16 protein-coding genes are annotated in these 14,230 nt (G+C 71.2%); 7 read left to right on the plus strand and 9 right to left on the minus strand.

Annotated elements, in window-relative coordinates:
• From ABGB11_RS28175 to ABGB11_RS28185, 3 genes are all read left to right on the plus strand, one after another.
• On the plus strand, positions 1–236 hold a 236-nt coding region (locus ABGB11_RS28175), incomplete at its 5' end, for a transketolase C-terminal domain-containing protein (RefSeq protein WP_347637511.1).
• Between the two features lie 115 nt (positions 237–351).
• Positions 352–1,185 carry a universal stress protein gene (locus ABGB11_RS28180; protein WP_347637513.1) on the plus strand — a complete coding sequence of 278 codons (834 nt, stop codon included), beginning with the start codon at positions 352–354 and terminating at the stop codon, positions 1,183–1,185.
• Between the two features lie 54 nt (positions 1,186–1,239).
• Positions 1,240–1,482, plus strand: coding sequence for a universal stress protein (locus tag ABGB11_RS28185; RefSeq protein ID WP_347637515.1), 243 nt, complete (start codon positions 1,240–1,242; stop codon positions 1,480–1,482).
• Positions 1,483–1,880: 398 nt separating this feature from the next.
• On the opposite strand, the gene ABGB11_RS28190 is transcribed toward ABGB11_RS28185, so the two are convergent.
• From ABGB11_RS28190 to ABGB11_RS28205, 4 genes are all read right to left on the minus strand, one after another.
• Positions 1,881–2,405, minus strand: a complete 525-nt coding sequence (locus tag ABGB11_RS28190; RefSeq protein ID WP_347637517.1) for a CBS domain-containing protein — start codon at positions 2,403–2,405, stop codon at positions 1,881–1,883.
• Between the two features lie 81 nt (positions 2,406–2,486).
• Positions 2,487–3,095, minus strand: a complete 609-nt coding sequence (locus ABGB11_RS28195) for a CBS domain-containing protein (RefSeq protein WP_347637519.1) — start codon at positions 3,093–3,095, stop codon at positions 2,487–2,489.
• A gap of 78 nt (positions 3,096–3,173) precedes the next feature.
• The gene (locus tag ABGB11_RS28200) at positions 3,174–4,025 is read right to left on the minus strand and encodes a universal stress protein (protein WP_347637521.1); all 852 of its coding nucleotides are present in this window, start codon (positions 4,023–4,025) and stop codon (positions 3,174–3,176) included.
• A 23-nt stretch (positions 4,026–4,048) separates the two neighbouring features.
• Positions 4,049–4,270, minus strand: a complete 222-nt coding sequence (locus ABGB11_RS28205) for a hypothetical protein (protein WP_347637523.1) — start codon at positions 4,268–4,270, stop codon at positions 4,049–4,051.
• Between the two features lie 224 nt (positions 4,271–4,494).
• Here ABGB11_RS28205 and ABGB11_RS28210 point away from each other — a divergent pair, with 224 nt between their 5' ends.
• Both ABGB11_RS28210 and ABGB11_RS28215 read left to right on the plus strand, forming a co-directional pair.
• Complete coding sequence (locus tag ABGB11_RS28210) at positions 4,495–5,022, plus strand: hypothetical protein (protein WP_347637525.1); 528 nt, start codon at positions 4,495–4,497, stop codon at positions 5,020–5,022.
• A gap of 26 nt (positions 5,023–5,048) precedes the next feature.
• Positions 5,049–5,912 (plus strand): universal stress protein, encoded by an 864-nt coding sequence (locus tag ABGB11_RS28215; protein WP_347637527.1) that lies wholly within the window; start codon positions 5,049–5,051, stop codon positions 5,910–5,912.
• A gap of 126 nt (positions 5,913–6,038) precedes the next feature.
• Here ABGB11_RS28215 and ABGB11_RS28220 read toward each other — a convergent pair whose 3' ends face one another.
• Positions 6,039–8,303, minus strand: coding sequence for a glycosyl hydrolase family 65 protein (locus tag ABGB11_RS28220; RefSeq protein ID WP_347637743.1), 2,265 nt, complete (start codon positions 8,301–8,303; stop codon positions 6,039–6,041).
• A 57-nt stretch (positions 8,304–8,360) separates the two neighbouring features.
• On the opposite strand from ABGB11_RS28220, the gene ABGB11_RS28225 reads away from it, so the two are divergent.
• Both ABGB11_RS28225 and ABGB11_RS28230 read left to right on the plus strand, forming a co-directional pair.
• Positions 8,361–9,230, plus strand: coding sequence for a universal stress protein (locus ABGB11_RS28225; RefSeq protein ID WP_347637529.1), 870 nt, complete (start codon positions 8,361–8,363; stop codon positions 9,228–9,230).
• 92 nt (positions 9,231–9,322) lie between these two features.
• Positions 9,323–10,168 carry a universal stress protein gene (locus tag ABGB11_RS28230; protein WP_347637531.1) on the plus strand — a complete coding sequence of 282 codons (846 nt, stop codon included), beginning with the start codon at positions 9,323–9,325 and terminating at the stop codon, positions 10,166–10,168.
• A 469-nt stretch (positions 10,169–10,637) separates the two neighbouring features.
• On the opposite strand, the gene ABGB11_RS28235 is transcribed toward ABGB11_RS28230, so the two are convergent.
• From ABGB11_RS28235 to ABGB11_RS28250, 4 genes are all read right to left on the minus strand, one after another.
• Positions 10,638–10,907, minus strand: coding sequence for a hypothetical protein (locus ABGB11_RS28235; RefSeq protein WP_347637533.1), 270 nt, complete (start codon positions 10,905–10,907; stop codon positions 10,638–10,640).
• A 139-nt stretch (positions 10,908–11,046) separates the two neighbouring features.
• Entirely contained in the window at positions 11,047–11,412 is a 366-nt protein-coding gene (locus ABGB11_RS28240; RefSeq protein ID WP_347637535.1) for a darcynin family protein, read from the minus strand.
• A 37-nt stretch (positions 11,413–11,449) separates the two neighbouring features.
• Entirely contained in the window at positions 11,450–11,923 is a 474-nt protein-coding gene (locus ABGB11_RS28245; protein ID WP_347637537.1) for a hypothetical protein, read from the minus strand.
• Between the two features lie 100 nt (positions 11,924–12,023).
• Complete coding sequence (locus ABGB11_RS28250) at positions 12,024–14,045, minus strand: right-handed parallel beta-helix repeat-containing protein (RefSeq protein WP_347637539.1); 2,022 nt, start codon at positions 14,043–14,045, stop codon at positions 12,024–12,026.
• Positions 14,046–14,230: the final 185 nt, after the last annotated feature.

Below are 14,230 nucleotides of genomic sequence, written 5' to 3' on the forward strand. Positions count from 1 at the left end.
TGGACGCCGCACGGCGGTCGGGGCTCCTGCTCACCGTGGAGGAGCACAGCATCCTGGGCGGGCTCGGCGGCGCGGTCGCCGAGACCGTCGCGGGGGCGGGCCTCGCCGCCCGGGTCGCCCGGCACGGGATCGCGGACGAGTACGCCCTCATCGGCCCCCCGACGCACCTCTACCGCCACTACGGCCTCGACGCCGACGGCATCGAGGCGGAGGCGCTGCGGGCGCTCGGCGGGTAGCGGCCGATCGGCCCCCTCGGCCCCGGCAATCGGGACCTTCGGCCCGGGATAGCCGCGACGATGCGATCTAGCGTCGAAGTGGACATCACGCCGCCAGGTTCTGGAGGGGAGCCCCATGCCGAATCAGGTCACCGTGGGCATCGACGGGTCCGCGCATGCGTGGCGGGCCCTGGACTGGGCCGCCGACTACGCCGTCCGGCACCGCCTGTCCCTGGACCTGGTGCACGCGTCCCGCGCGCTGGTGGAGGACGGCACGATCCCGCCGGACGCGCTGCGCCGGCTGATCGCCGAACGCGAGGACCTGCTCGCCGAGGCGCGCCAGTACACGCTGAAGCTGCACCCCGATCTGGACATCGGCACGCGGCTCGCGCGCACCGATCCGGGAAGTGCGCTGGTGGAGGGCAGTGATCAGGCGGCGATGGTGGCCGTGGGATCGCGGGGGCTGGGCGGTTTCGAGGGCCTGCTGTTCGGGTCGGTCGGGCTCTACACGGCCGCGCATGCCCGGTGCCCGGTGCTGGTGGTGCCGCGCGAGGCGCCCTATCCGGCCGACGTGCCGGCACGGATCGTGGCCGGGGTCGAGGGCCGGCCCGGCGAGAGGGCCATGCTCGGCTGGGCCTTCGAGGAGGCCGCGTCGCGGGGCGCGGGGATCCTGGCGCTGCACGCCGTGGGCGGCGACTTCGGCTCCCCGCGCAGGCGGGTGATCGAGGACATGGAACTGTCGGCGTCCCTCGCGGGTCTCCGCGCGGACCAGCCGGACGTCCAGGTCGAGGAGCTGGTCTCCGACCGCACGGCGTCCCAGGCCCTGGTCGAGGCCTCGCGGACCGCCGCGCTGGTGGTCGTCGGAGCCGCCCGCCGGACCGGCCTGATCGGGATGGCGCTGGGCCGGGTCAACCACGCGGTCCTGCACCACGCGAGCTGCCCCGTGGTCGTCATGCCCCTGGACGGCTGACCGGCCCGCCCCGGCGGGGGTCCGCCGGCGGAGGAAGCGAAGAAGGAGTCGACCATGTCAGATCCGATCATCGTGGGAGCCGACGGCTCCGTCCCGTCCGAACGTGCCGTGGCCTTCGCCGCCGACGAGGCCGCCCGCTACGAGCGTGCCCTGACCGTCGTGCACGCGGTGGAGAAATGGCCCTTCGACATCCCCGCTCGACACCGCCCCCGGCGAGGTGAGGTCGCTGACGCGCGAGGGCGACCAGGTGCTGGGCGGACGCCGAGCGCGTCGCCCGCGCCCGGCAGCCGCAGGTGACGGTGACCGGGGAGCTGACGGTCGCGCGCGCACCGTCCGGGCCTTGGCGGAGCGTGCCGTCCTGGAGTACGCGTTCCGGGCCGCCGCCGCACGGGAGGCCAGGCTCCGCGTCGTGCACGCCTGGCCGTTCCCCAAGGCACTGGACGAGCCCGGAGCGGGCGCCGACATCCGCCGCATCGAGGAGCGGGCCCGGTGGCGTGTCATCGAGGCCCACGCGCCGATGCGGAAACGCTTCCCCGGAGTGGAGGTCGTGGAGGACATCGTCCAGGACAACCCCGCCGCCGCGTTCGTCGCCGCGTCCCGTGACACCGACCTGGTGATCGCGGGCCTGCCCTCAGGGAACGCGGCAAGTCGAAGGCCCGGCGTCTGCCGGGCCTTTCCACATGGTCGCGGCGGCGTCAACCAGGGTCGATGCTGCTGCCGCTCGCATGGTGAGCCGGGGTCTGGCGGGGGAGAACAGGCTCGATCCTGTAAAGGGACGGCATGCCCCCGGCGCGCTCGGGGATCTCGCGGTGCACGCCTGCGAGGGCGCCGATCAGGTCCCGGGCCGTGATCAGGCCGACCAGGGCGCCGTGCTCGTCCGTTACCGGCGCGTAGTCCGTGTCGGCGTCCAGCATGGCCCGTGCCGCGTCCGGGACGGTGGCCATGGGGCGCACGGCGGAGGGGCGCCGGGAAGGCAGAAGGGTCGTGACGGGACGGCGCGCCTCGCGGGGAGTGGTGGCGTTCCAGGCGGCGATGAGCGTGTGGGCGTCGATGACGCCGAGGAACCCGCCCTCGACATCGGTGACCGGCAGATGGTGGACCTCGGCCCTGCACATCAGCTCCCAGGCCATCAGGACGGACTCGTCGGCGGCGATGGTGAGCAGGTCACGGGTCATCAGTTCGGCGACGGTGCGCTGCTCCAGCGGTGGGTTCGTGGTCATGCCTCCAGCCTGCGTCCACGCGCCGGCGGGGTTCAGAGGCGAAGGTCCCGGGGTGGACGGACCCAGGCCCCGACCGGGGCATCAGGGCTGGACGCCCGGCCGTACGCAGACGCGGGTGACTCCGGGGACGGTACGGGCCAGCACTTCGACGATCTTCTGTGCCCGCTCGTCGTGGGGCCCTCGCAGTTCCACGACGCCGTCCTCGACGGAGACCTCCCACGCCGGCCCTCCCGGTGCGATCTCGCTGATGGCGGCGACCACGTCGTCGCGGATGCGCGCGTCGCCGCGGGCCAGCATCGCGATGAGATCACGGCGGCTGATGATGCCGACGACGGTGCGGGCGTCCACCACGGGGACGCTCTTGATCCGGGTGCGGACCATCGTCTCGGCGAGTTCGGCGACGTCGGTGGTCGGCCGCGCGGTCTGGACGTCGCGGGTCATGACGTCCTCGACGTGCCGGGGAACCGGCGCGGACGGGGTCGTCCGGGGCCGGGCGAAGGCACGGGGGTCGGCCTCGAACTCGCCGCGCAGCAGATCCATCTCGCTGACGATCCCCACGAGCCGGCCTTCGGCGTCCACGACGGGGAGCGCGGTCACGTCGCGCTCGTGGAGGACGCGGATGGCCTGCCGGACGGTGGCCGACGGAACGGTCGTCACCACCGGTGAGGTCATCGCTTCGCGGACCAGCATGGATCTCCCCTCTCTGCCCCTTCCTTGCCCCTCGGCTCGAAGTCATTCCCGAGAGGGCCGATATGCGGCTGCCGTCCGTCAGTCGTAGGGGCGGACGACGGCGACGGGGCAGTGGGCGTGGTGGATGACGCCGTGGCTGACCGACCCGAGCGGGAACGACCGTCCCCGGGACCCGACGACGACCAGGTCGGCGTGCGCCGACGCCGTCGCGAGCATGTCGACCGGGTGGCCGAGGACGACGTCCTCGACGACCTTGACGTCCGGGTGGCGGTCCCGCCAGGGGGCCAGGGCCGCGGCCAGGTGATCGCGGAAGGTGTCGGCGGTGATCTGCAGGTCGACGCCGGACTCGACGGCGAGCGCCGGCGGATGCCAGGCGTGCAGCACCCGCAGCCGCGCGCCCCGGGCGGCGGCCGCGGTGAAGGCGTGTTCGAGGACCGGTCCGGGGTCCTCGGCGAGGTCGAGGCCGGCCACGACCTCGCCCGCCGTGGAGCCGTCCTGGTCGCGGACCACGATCACCGGGCCCGGGTAGTGCCCGGCCAGCCGCAGGCCCGTGGAGCCGAGCAGCAGCCCGGCGAAACCTCCGCGGCCGCGGTGCCCGATCACGACCTCGGCGGCCTCGCCGGCGTACTGCCGCAGCCCGGCCGGCACGTTCCGCTCGTGGACGAGCATGGTGTCGACGGCGAGCTCCGGTCGCCGCTCCGACGCGAGCGCCCGGCCTTCCCGCAGGATCAGGTCCCCCGATGCGGCGAGCGCCTCGGAGATGCCGTCGGTCGTGCGCCCCGGGAGGTCCAGGGTGGCGGTCTCCACGACGTGGAGGATGAGCAGGGCCTTTCCGGTCCGTGCGGCCTCGTCCGCGGCCCAGCCGATGGCGCGGTCGGACGGAGCGGAGCCGTCGGCTCCGACGAGGATCGTTCTTCGCTGCGTGGACATGTCCCTCTCCTTTGGGGGGCTCGTCAACGGGGGCCGGTGGACGTCAGCGGCGGCAGGAGGAGCAGTTCGTGCGCGCGTCGCGCCGTCCGCGCGGCGACGTCGCCCGCGGAGTCCAGCGGAGTGCCCTCCAGCGCGGCGGCCAGCAGGCGCGTCGCCTCGGTCAGCGCGGCGACCTGCCGCTCCAGCACCGCGACACGCTGCTCCAAGGCCGGGACTGTCGAACCATGGGTGATCTGCCTCGCCATGGCGGAGCTCCTTTGCGTCGGCGCGCCGCCCGGGTGGCGGCGACGGTGCCGTTTTCACTGTCCGTCGCATCGCCCGAGTGCCCTAGGGACCTTCGTCCCGGTGTCACCGGCACTCGTCCCGCGGGGACGGCTTCGCCGGAATCGCCGGGTGGGGGACGAAGGTCCCGGTGATCGGTGACCTTGGGACGCAGACGGGCCGGGGCGTGCCGGTCGACGCTGGAGGCATGACCGACAGTCCTTCCTCCGCGCGTGTGTGGAGAGCCTGTACCTGCGGTTCTTCGGCCTCAGCCCTGTTCGAGCAGGCGGGCATCCTCGCCACCGACGACGTCGGGGAGCTGGTGGACGCCGCCGCGCTGCTGGCGAGCCAGCCGCTGCCCGCGGGGCCGCGCGTCGCGGTCGTCTCCAACGCGGGTGGCGCGGGGGTCCTGGCGGCCGACGCCTGCGCCGACGCGGGGCTCACCGTCCCCCTCCTCGGCCCGGCGACGCGACGCCGGCTCTCCGCGGCGCTTCCGGCGTACGCGGCGGTCGGCAACCCGGTCGACACCACGGCCGCGGTCTCCGCCGAGCTGTTCCGGAGCGCGCTGGACGCGGTCGCCCCGGCCGGGCGGACGGCGCAGACACAAAGGTCCCGTCCGGCAGGACGTTCGGTCCTTCGCCGGGCCGCGAGCGGCTTCCGGAGGGCCGAAGGTCCTTGTTCTTCTGGACTCTCGCCCCTCACATGGCCCGGCTCTATCGAGCGAGGCTCGAAGTGACCAGGTCTTTGAAAGGGGAGTGCCCCATGAAGGATGAGCCGATCGCTGGTGTGGTCGTCGGCTACGACGGATCGACCGGTGGTGAGCAGGCCCTGAAGTGGGCGGCAGATGAAGCACAGACCCGCGGCCTCGACCTGACCGTGCTTCACGTCTGGGACGTCTACGTCGGAGGCCCGGTCGCCATGCCGGTCGTCGATCTGCGGGCCTTGGCGGAAGAGACCCTCGGCACCGGAGTCGAGCATGCCCGGAAGGCGGCACCCGAGTTGAGCGTGCGAGGGGTGCTGGCACGGGGGCAGGCGTCCGCGAGGCTGATCGAGGCCGGCCGTGCCGCGGACCTGATCGTGCTCGGCCCGCGAGGGCTGGGCGGGTTCGTCGGGCTCGTGCTGGGGTCGGTCGGTGCCCAGGTGGCCGCACACGCCCCATGCCCCGTCGTGATCGTCAGGGGCGACCCCGTCCCGCCGCCGGAACAGGGGGAGGGGCGCGTCGTGGTGGGCGTGGACGGTTCACCGGCCTCCCGGGAGGCGCTGGCGATGGCCTTCACCGAGGCCGACGCGCACGGTTGGGACGTCCACGCGGTCGTCGCCTGGGAAGAGGTGCCCGTGAGGGAGATCCCCCCGCTGGTGGACGAGGCCGGCATGCGGGACGCCGCACGGGCCCACCTGGCGAGGCTGATGATCCCGGCCCGGGAGCTCCACCCCGAGGTGAAGGTCCAGATCGACATCGTCTCCGGGCCGCCGCGCGAGGCGCTGATGAACGCGGCCGGGGAGGCACGCCTGCTGGTCGTCGGCTCGCGCGGCCTGGGCGGCTTCCGCGGCCTGCTCCTCGGGTCGGTCAGTCACGCCCTGGTCCACCACGCCCCTTGCCCGGTGGCGGTCGTCCACGCGCGCTGAGTCCGATGCGTGCCGCGGGGTCCGATGCGTGCTGGCGGGCCGCCCGCGCGAGGTGCACCGCGGACCGCACAGTCGAAGGCATCGGATCGAGTGATCGATCCGATGCCTTCGCCGTGGACTCCCGGGTCACCGCTCGACGGGGATCCGCTTGGACTCGGTCTTGGCGGCCTTGGGCATCGGCACGCGGACGGTGAGGATGCCCTTGTCGTAGGACGCCTTGATGTCCTCGACCTTGGTGTCCGCGGGGAGGGTGAAGGACCGGGTGAAGGAGCCGTAGTGGAACTTGCCCGGCAGCTCGGCGCGGATCACGTGGTCGCCGTCGTCCATGTAGTTCTCGACCCACAGGGTGTGACCGGTGCCGGTGCGGAACATGGTGAACGGGGACTCGATCCAGTCGAACAGGTCCGGAAGGATGCCGCGCGATTCGCGCCCTTCGGCTCGGGTCCGGTCCGTGGGCCACTGCCGCGGGATTCGCTTCGCCGCGTCCCTGGTCGGCGGCGTCGTCCCGGTCAGACCCCCGGGTGGGGCGGGCCTGCCCTCATCGAGGGGGGCTTCCCACGACCCACCGGGAGGAATCTCGATCTCGTCGGCGGCGTACGAGATGCGGATGGGGGACGCGGCGCCGGGACGGAGCGCGACCCGGATGCGGTCCCGGCGGCAGATCAGGTCGATGCCCCAGTGGCCCCGGAAGCGGAGGCCGAGCCGCAGCCGGTCGAGCGCGGAGGGAAGGCGGGGGGCGAGGCGAAGGGAGCCGTCGCGGGTGGCGATCCCGGCGTGGCAGCGCTGGACGAGGTCGACGGTGCCGGCCATCGCGCCCAGGTGGACGTCCTCCGCGGTGGTGCCGCGCTGGACGTCGCCGACATCGCTGAACAGGGCCTCCAGGAAGATGCGCCAGGCTTCGTCGCCATCGGTGTGGGCCAGGATCCAGGCGTGGACGAGGGAGCTCAAGGTCGATCCGTCGCAGGTCCGCGGCAGGTAGTACTCGATGGTCCTGGCGGCCAGGGCGGGCCCATGGTCGTAACCGAGGTGCCGCAGCACACCGTCGAGCTCCTCGGGTGAGAGCACGTAGTAGAGCAAGAGCACGTCGGCCTGTTTGGAGGCCTTGTAGTTGTTGGGGGAGTCGCCCTCCGCTTCGAGGATCCGGTCCAACCGCCGGATGTCGCCATAGCGTTCCCGGTAGCCGGCCCAGTCGAGCTCCTCCAGATAGGAGTAGCCGTCGAACTGGCTGATCACGCCGTCGTGGAACGGGACGTACATCTTGCGTGCCACGTCCTCGAAACGGGTGATCTCCTCGCGGGTCAGCGCGAGCCGCTCGCGCAGCTCCGCCCGGCGGTCCTCGGGCAGCCCGGCGAGCGCGTCCAGCGCCCGCCGCAGCAGCCACGCGGTGAGGACGTTGGTGTAGGCGTTGTCGTCCAGGCCGGGCTCGTCCCGTCCCGGGTGGGCGTCGTGGTACTCGTCGGGCCCCATGACACCGCGGACCCGGTACCGGTCGGTGGAGCGGTCGTAGTCGGCCAGGTCCGCGAAGAACCGGGCGACCTCCAGCATGATCTCGGCGCCGTACTCGGCGAGGAATTCGGCGTCGCCGGTCGCCTCGTAGAAGCGCCAGACGTTGAGGGCGACGGTGAGGCCGACATGCCGCTGGAGGTGCGTGTGGTCGAGCAGCCACCGGCCCGATCGCGGGTTCAGATGGACGCGATGGGTCTCCTCGCACCCGTCCGTGGCGCTCTGCCATGGGTACATCGCGCCGCGGTGCCCGGCGTCGGCCGCCGCGCACCGGGCCGCCGGCAGCCTCCGCCACCGGTACATCAGCAGTGCCCGGGCGATCTCGGGGAAGCGCATGGTGAGGAACGACACCATGCGGCGCTGGGCCACGCGGAACGTCCGTCCGGCCTGGTCCCGCACACGCACGAGCCGGGTCAGGACGCCGCGCCGGAGTCGAGTTCCTGGCGGTAGGAGAGCAGCCGGTCCTCCCTGAGGGCGCTGTCCGGGCCGAACCACTCGCCGTCGGCGGCCCGGAACGTCAGGGGGGAGCCAGTTCGGCATGTTCACCAGGTCGGCGTTGTCGAGGCGCCGCCCGTCGATCTCGGCCGTCAGACGGTTGTAGCAGCCTGCGATGTAGGTCCCCGGATAGTGGACGTCGTCCGCGGACGATTCGGGAGCGGCCCCTCGTGTGGCGAAGTAGCCGTTTCCGAGGGTGCAGAGAGCTTCCCGCAGCCCTTCCGCCGCGGGGTCATAGCCGTCATAGGCCAGGATCCACCGGCTAATGGTGTCTCCCTGCGCTCTCGTCCGCTTCGGCCCCGGTGTTCCCGGTGTCGCCGCGTTCTCACCGGTCGATCGCGCCGGGGATCCCCGAGAGTCCTGAGACCGAGGGACCTTCGGCCCGTCCAGCAGGCGCCCTGCGCATCCGAGACTGGAAGCGGGGCATCACCGGGGGAAAGGGGGTGCTCGATGGCCGAACTGCTCAGGCCCCAGCGGCCGAACATCCTCCTCGGCTACGACGGGACCGAGGAGAACGAGCCCGCGCTGTGCTGGGCGGTGGACGAGGCCCGGCTGCGCGGACTCGATCTGACGATGTGCTACTGCTGGCACTGGCCCTACCCGGAGGACCACGTTGACGAGAGCGTCCGGGCGGTCTTCCAGCGTGCTGGGGAGAATCTCCTTCAGGAGGGCGCCGACCGAGCGCGGTCCCTGGGGATCCCCGGGAAGGTGCGCACGCTGCTGAGGCGGGAGCCCGTCAGCGACACGCTGGTCCGCGAGTCCGACGATGCCGAGCTGATCGTGATCGGCTCGCACGAGCGGCACCGGCTGCTTGCCGGGTCGACGGCGGTGCAGCTCCCGGCGCGCACGCACCGTCCGGTGATCGCCGTCCGGCGGCCGGGCGGGACCCGAGGCCTCGTCGTGGCCGGGGTGGACGGATCCGACGCCGCGGACGCCGCCCTCGGCTTCGCCATCGAGGAGGCCGCACTGCGCGAAGCCGACCTGCGGGTGGTCTACGGAACCTGGGAACCGGGCGCGGTGCCGGATTGGGAGCTGCCCCTGTTCAACGACAAGCACCGACTTTACGAAGCCAGAACCGCCACGTTGGATAAGGCCGTTCATCCTTGGCGCCAGCGCCACCCGAAGGTCCCGGTGCAGATGTCCGTGTCGTTGCAGCGGCCTCGGGAGGCGCTGCTCGACGCGGCCGCCGACGCCGACATGCTCGTGGTCGGAGATCGCGGTATCGGCGGTCTGGACCCGCTGCTGCTCGGCGCGACCAGTTCGGCGATGCTCCACCACGCGCCGTGCACGGTGGCGATCGTCCCGCCTGACGCCGCCTGACCGGTGCCGAAGGTCCCGCCGCCGAGGGGCCGTTCGCCCCTGAAGGACCGCCCTGCCGGGCGATGGGATGGAGACGGATCGAGGAGGATGCCATGAGCGATGTGGTCGTCGGTTACGACGGAACGAGCGAGAGCGAGCGTGCGCTGCGGTGGGCGGTGCAGGAGGCTCGGCTGCGCCGGCTGCCGCTCACGGTCTGCCAAGTCTGGCGCTGGCCGTTCCCGATCACCTATATCGACAACGAGGGCGTGGCGATCGTCCGCAGGATGGGTGAGCACCTCCTCGATCAGGGTGTGGCATTGGCCCGGGAGTGGGCCCCCGGCCTGAAGGTGCGCAAGCGGCTGGAGACCGGGAGTCCCTACGCCGCGCTGGTGAGCGAGGGGCGGGAGTCCGACCTCATCGTGGTCGGCTCCCGCGCACCCGGCGAGATGCCGGTGGGATCGACGTCCCTGCGGCTGCCCGCCCACGCGGATCGTCCGGTCGTGGTCGTGCGGTCGGCCGCTGTCCGCGACGGGCTGGTGGTCGTGGGCGTGGACGGTTCGGTGGGCGCGGACGCCGCCCTGGCGTTCGGGTTCGAGGAGGCGGCGCTGCGCGGCTGGCGGCTGCGGGCGGTGTACGGGTGCTGGGAGCCCGGCGCGGCCCCCGACGGCGACCTGTCGCTCTTCAATGACGAGGACGCACTGCGCCGCGTGTGCGGGGCGGTGCTGGAACGGACGGTCGCGCCATGGCTGGTGAAGTACCCCGCCGTCTCGGCCACGACGTCCCTCGTGCTGAAGTCACCGCGGGAGGCCCTGCTCGAGGCGGCAGAGGACGCCACGCTGCTGGTGGTGGGCACCCGCGGCACGGGCGTCGTCGAGGAACTGACTCTCGGCGCCACCAGCGACGCCGTCCTCAAACACGCCTCCGGCACAGTAGCCATCGTCCCACCCCCCATCCCATAACGGCGGAAACGCCCGGAGTGAATGACTTGGCCAGGCTGCAACGCAGAGCAGACGCGGCTCGGTAGGCATGTGCCAAAAAGACAGGTTCTCGCATCCGAAATACTTTCACATTCGCTTTTCGCCTTCTTCGGCGGGGGAAGCGTGGCGCAGTAACGCCGTCTACCTTCCGGTACCGGATCCAAGGGGGATCATTGCCTCAGCCGGTCGCATCGGGGTGGCTGGTGCCGGCTCGGCTGGGGGTGCGGATGGAGCTATGGGTCTCAATCATTGGCTCTCGGGGGGCATGGCTGAATTGGGAGAAAGCTTCAGGTCCGGAGAACGAGCCCCCGACAGCGGCTTCTATGAGTGCGACTGCGGTGATCGTCACCAGTGGAGCACCGACGTGGCGGGGCATCCGCTGCCGCCGCTGCCGGAAGGGTGCAGCGGCGCGTGCTGGACGCTGAAGGAACGGCGGCCGGTCAGCTCGTAGCTAGGCGGGTGCTGTCGCGGGCGGTATCTCGTCCGGCAGTTCGTGCGGGAAGCCCGGCGGGAGCGCGGCCTTGGCGGCCTTGATGACCTCGGCGCGGGCGTGGAAGCCGTTGTCCACGGTGGCCCACCACGGGTGCTGCTGGATGAGGTCGGTCAGCTCCCGGAGACGGCGCATCCCGGCGGTGAAGTCGTAGTGGCCGGAGGGGCCGGCCTCGACGATCAGGAAGTCGCGCTTCAGGGCGACCAGGTCCCGCGGCGGCTCGTAGCTCACTCCCATATCGTACGAAACAGGCATGAAGGGCACTTAGTGCTCGTTCAGTATCGGTCTCCAGACCTGGCCCGTGCCACGCCCCCTCCACCTTCAGTGGAGAGGGAGGGGGCGTGCGCGTCCGTCGATACGGAGCGATGTGTTAGGTGCTGATGCTGGCGACAGGGTCGACGTCGTAGTTGCGGGCATAGCCGTTCTCCGTACCGACGAGGAGGTCGACGACCTCGAAGTAGCGGTCCCAGAACGGGGTTTCGCGAAGCGCGTCGATGAGGAGCTGGTAGGCGTGGTGATCGTCTGCTTCCCAGACCCAGACGTCGGTGACGCGCGCGGAGTAGAACTCGGTGTCGTAGAAGCGTGACCGGACGCCGGCGGTCTTGGCCTCGATCGTGGGGACGATCTGGGTGGCGAAGGCCTTGATCCGCTCCGGGACGCTCAGTGCGAGCCACTCGGGCGTGGTCTTGACGAGCATGAAAGCGGTGACCGGCGGTTCGGTCTCCTCGATGGGCATGATGGGGTCTCCCCGGTGGTTGTGATGGGAACGGGCTTCAGAAGAGGACGGCGGGCTTGAGGACCTGGGTGCACCAGTGCTCGAAGGTGGTCGCGCCGGTGGTGTCCGGGGTGCGGGTGACACCGGCGTCGAGGCCCTCGTTCTTGGCATGCTTCATGTCGACGATGCCCTGGACGAACGCCTCGTCGAGGCCGTGGCCGACGAGGGCGGCGCGCAGCTCGCCGAGCGGCCGGCGTTCATAGCGGACGGGGCGGCCGAGCTGCTCGGTCATGATGCGGGCGAGGTCGTTGGGAGACAGGTCCCGCGGTCCGAGGACCGGGACGCTGCCGGCGCCGGACCACGAGCGGTCCAGCAGCAGCCCGGCGGCGGCCGCCGCGATGTCGGCGACGGCGACCAGGGGCGCCTGCGCTCGGCGTCCACGGCGTCGGTGAAGACGCCCCTGTCGCGGATCGAGCCGGCCTCCTCCAGGAAATCCGCGAACCTGGCGGTCATCAGCCGGATGCACCGGCATCGAACCGAGAGGGAACTGCGCCGAGTCGACGCGCTCCCACCGTTCACCGACGGCCCCCCGAAGGGTCAGCCGTGACAGGCCCTCGACCGGCCGTGCCCAGTCATGGGAGTTGCAGGGGGAAGGCCGCCGCTCGGGCGTAGAGCTTGTAGAGCTTGAACGGGCCCGCGAAGGACAGCCCGCAGGCGTTGTTGAGCATGCTGGTCGCCTTCTTGTTACTCAGCGTCGTGCCGCGCGCTCCGGGATGGTCGATCTGGCCACCCATGAACACCGCCATCTTGTCCAGCATGTGGTCGCGCTGGCCGGTCGTCATCTCCTGCCAGGAATGGCAGGTCATCGCGGCGAGCATCGCGTCGTCGAGTTCGCGTGTCCCGTGGGTGTGAGGGGCGTCGGCGGGGGCGGTCCTGGACGCGGCCGGAGCGGGGGCCTTGGGGGTCGTGAACCAGGGGCACGGTCCGCCGGGCTTCAGGTTGGCCATGCAGGTGAGCAGTTCGAGTTCGTTGCCCAGATTGCCGAACCCGATGCTGAGGAAGGGCGCCTTCCCGTTCAGGCAGTCGGGCAGGTTGGCGGGGGACGTGGTGACGGTTCCGTTGGAGTACCAGCAGTTGGCGAAATTCCCGGGGAAGGCGTCCCACCAGAAGTCCAGGCCGTTGCCGGTCATTTGGTTGCCGTAGAACTGGTTGCGGTGCGAGGTGGACAGCTTCAGCGGGTCGCAGCCGGTCATGGGCTGCTCGGAGCAGACGAACGCGTCCGGGACGGCGAAGAGCATGGCCCCGCGCCGCCAGTTATCGCGGAACTTGTTGTTCCGGACGACGTTGTCGTCACCGCCGGCGATCCACATTCCGCTCCCTACCGGGACAGGCACCGTCGGCACCACATCGCTGTCCGCCAGGTAGGGGTTGAAGTTGTTCGAGAAGAAGTCGTTGTGCTCGATGAGGTCGCCCTGCTGCGGGAAACCGGGATGCCCGGCGGCGGTGAACACGTCGGTCGTGAAGCCGAGGGCATTGTCGTAGAAGTTGTTGTGGTGCACCCAGGTCGCGCTGCCGTCGGTGCCCGAATAGCCGCTGGTGTTGTGGTGCGAGTCGCAGTAGCGAATCTGCTGGCTGTAGCGCGCGGTCGGATAGACCTTCTCGTCGCGTCCGGCCGCGGTCTTCGCACCCGACCCGGGATACAGCCCGGAGTCGCCGTTCCCGACAGCCTCGCAGTTCTGAATCACACCATGGTCTTCGACGAAGGTGAGCACGCCGTACTCGCCCGCGTAGAAGGCCTTGAATCTGTCCAGCAGGTACCCGTTGCTCTCCAGCACGTAGATGTTGTGTTCTTCAGCGTGCCGGACGGTCACGTTCCGCAGGACGAAGCCGTCGGCCCTGTCGGCGCGGATGCCCACGTCCTTCGCCGAGTTGCGCGGGCCGCCGTTGCCGGACGACGGATCGCCGGCGTCCACGATCACGTCGTCGGCGCTCACGCCCGACCCTTCGACCTGGAGGTTGCAGCGCACGCACGCGCCCAGGTTGGGGATGCCGTGCCGGTCGACGAGCGGCGGATCCGGGTCCTCGCCGCCGCCGGGAGCCCGTCCGAGCACGGCGATCAGGTTGGCGTCGTTCTGGCACATGTACTCGCCGAGGTAGGAGTACGCGCCCGTGCTCAGCTTGTACTCCTCGCACGCGGGGTCGTGGGTCGGCTTCTTCCGCGCCGTGGGCTCGGTGTAGAGACCCGGCAGCACCACGACCCGGTCGTTGTTCCGCGAATCGGTCACCGCGGGCTGGATCTCGCTGTACCGGCACAGATCGAACAGTGCCCGGTTGATCCGCTTCAGCTCCCGCGCCTCGGCGGCGCCGAGAGTCCGGTGGTCGTGCGGGCGGATGTCGTAGCCCGACTTCAGCGCCCGCTTGATCGAGGCGTCAAGTCGCTCCAGCGAATCCGGCCGGCACACCACGCGGGTCGTGCTCCCCGGGACGGTCTCCACGGCCGACGCCAGGCTCCGCGGCGTCGGCACCGCCCCGCCCGCGCACGGGCTGACGGAGCAGTCGGGCCCGGGAGACGGCCAGTACGACGGCCGCTCGATGTGCGCCTGCGCCCCCTGCACCAGGCCGAGGACCAGCACGGTCGCGGCCGCCGGCGGCACCCACAACCTCCTGAGAAACCGCGGGCCCATCCGGTACTCCCTCGCTCGGCGCTCCGCCCTGGCCCCCGAACGCTTACTTGGTTCTCATAGAACCACGAACACCAAACCCGAGAAAGCCTCACAACCAGACTGGCATCGATCTTCACCCCGCATCCCCGCGACGCCACCGCGGGCGCGACCGCGAC

This window comes from Actinomadura sp. B10D3, assembly GCF_039871695.1.
Lineage (GTDB): Bacteria > Actinomycetota > Actinomycetes > Streptosporangiales > Streptosporangiaceae > Spirillospora > Spirillospora madurae.

What these genes read in the sequence shown, in the direction of transcription:
- ABGB11_RS28180 (WP_347637513.1), top strand. Translation starts at nt 352, where the DNA reads ATGCCGAATCAGGTCACCGTGGGCATCGACGGGTCCGCGCATGCGTGG.
- ABGB11_RS28185 (WP_347637515.1), top strand. Translation starts at nt 1,240, where the DNA reads ATGTCAGATCCGATCATCGTGGGAGCCGACGGCTCCGTCCCGTCCGAA.
- ABGB11_RS28190 (WP_347637517.1), bottom strand. Translation starts at nt 2,405, where the DNA reads ATGACCACGAACCCACCGCTGGAGCAGCGCACCGTCGCCGAACTGATG.
- ABGB11_RS28195 (WP_347637519.1), bottom strand. Translation starts at nt 3,095, where the DNA reads ATGCTGGTCCGCGAAGCGATGACCTCACCGGTGGTGACGACCGTTCCG.
- ABGB11_RS28200 (WP_347637521.1), bottom strand. Translation starts at nt 4,025, where the DNA reads ATGTCCACGCAGCGAAGAACGATCCTCGTCGGAGCCGACGGCTCCGCT.
- ABGB11_RS28205 (WP_347637523.1), bottom strand. Translation starts at nt 4,270, where the DNA reads ATGGCGAGGCAGATCACCCATGGTTCGACAGTCCCGGCCTTGGAGCAG.
- ABGB11_RS28210 (WP_347637525.1), top strand. Translation starts at nt 4,495, where the DNA reads ATGACCGACAGTCCTTCCTCCGCGCGTGTGTGGAGAGCCTGTACCTGC.
- ABGB11_RS28215 (WP_347637527.1), top strand. Translation starts at nt 5,049, where the DNA reads ATGAAGGATGAGCCGATCGCTGGTGTGGTCGTCGGCTACGACGGATCG.
- ABGB11_RS28225 (WP_347637529.1), top strand. Translation starts at nt 8,361, where the DNA reads ATGGCCGAACTGCTCAGGCCCCAGCGGCCGAACATCCTCCTCGGCTAC.
- ABGB11_RS28230 (WP_347637531.1), top strand. Translation starts at nt 9,323, where the DNA reads ATGAGCGATGTGGTCGTCGGTTACGACGGAACGAGCGAGAGCGAGCGT.
- ABGB11_RS28240 (WP_347637535.1), bottom strand. Translation starts at nt 11,412, where the DNA reads ATGCCCATCGAGGAGACCGAACCGCCGGTCACCGCTTTCATGCTCGTC.
- ABGB11_RS28245 (WP_347637537.1), bottom strand. Translation starts at nt 11,923, where the DNA reads ATGCCGGTGCATCCGGCTGATGACCGCCAGGTTCGCGGATTTCCTGGA.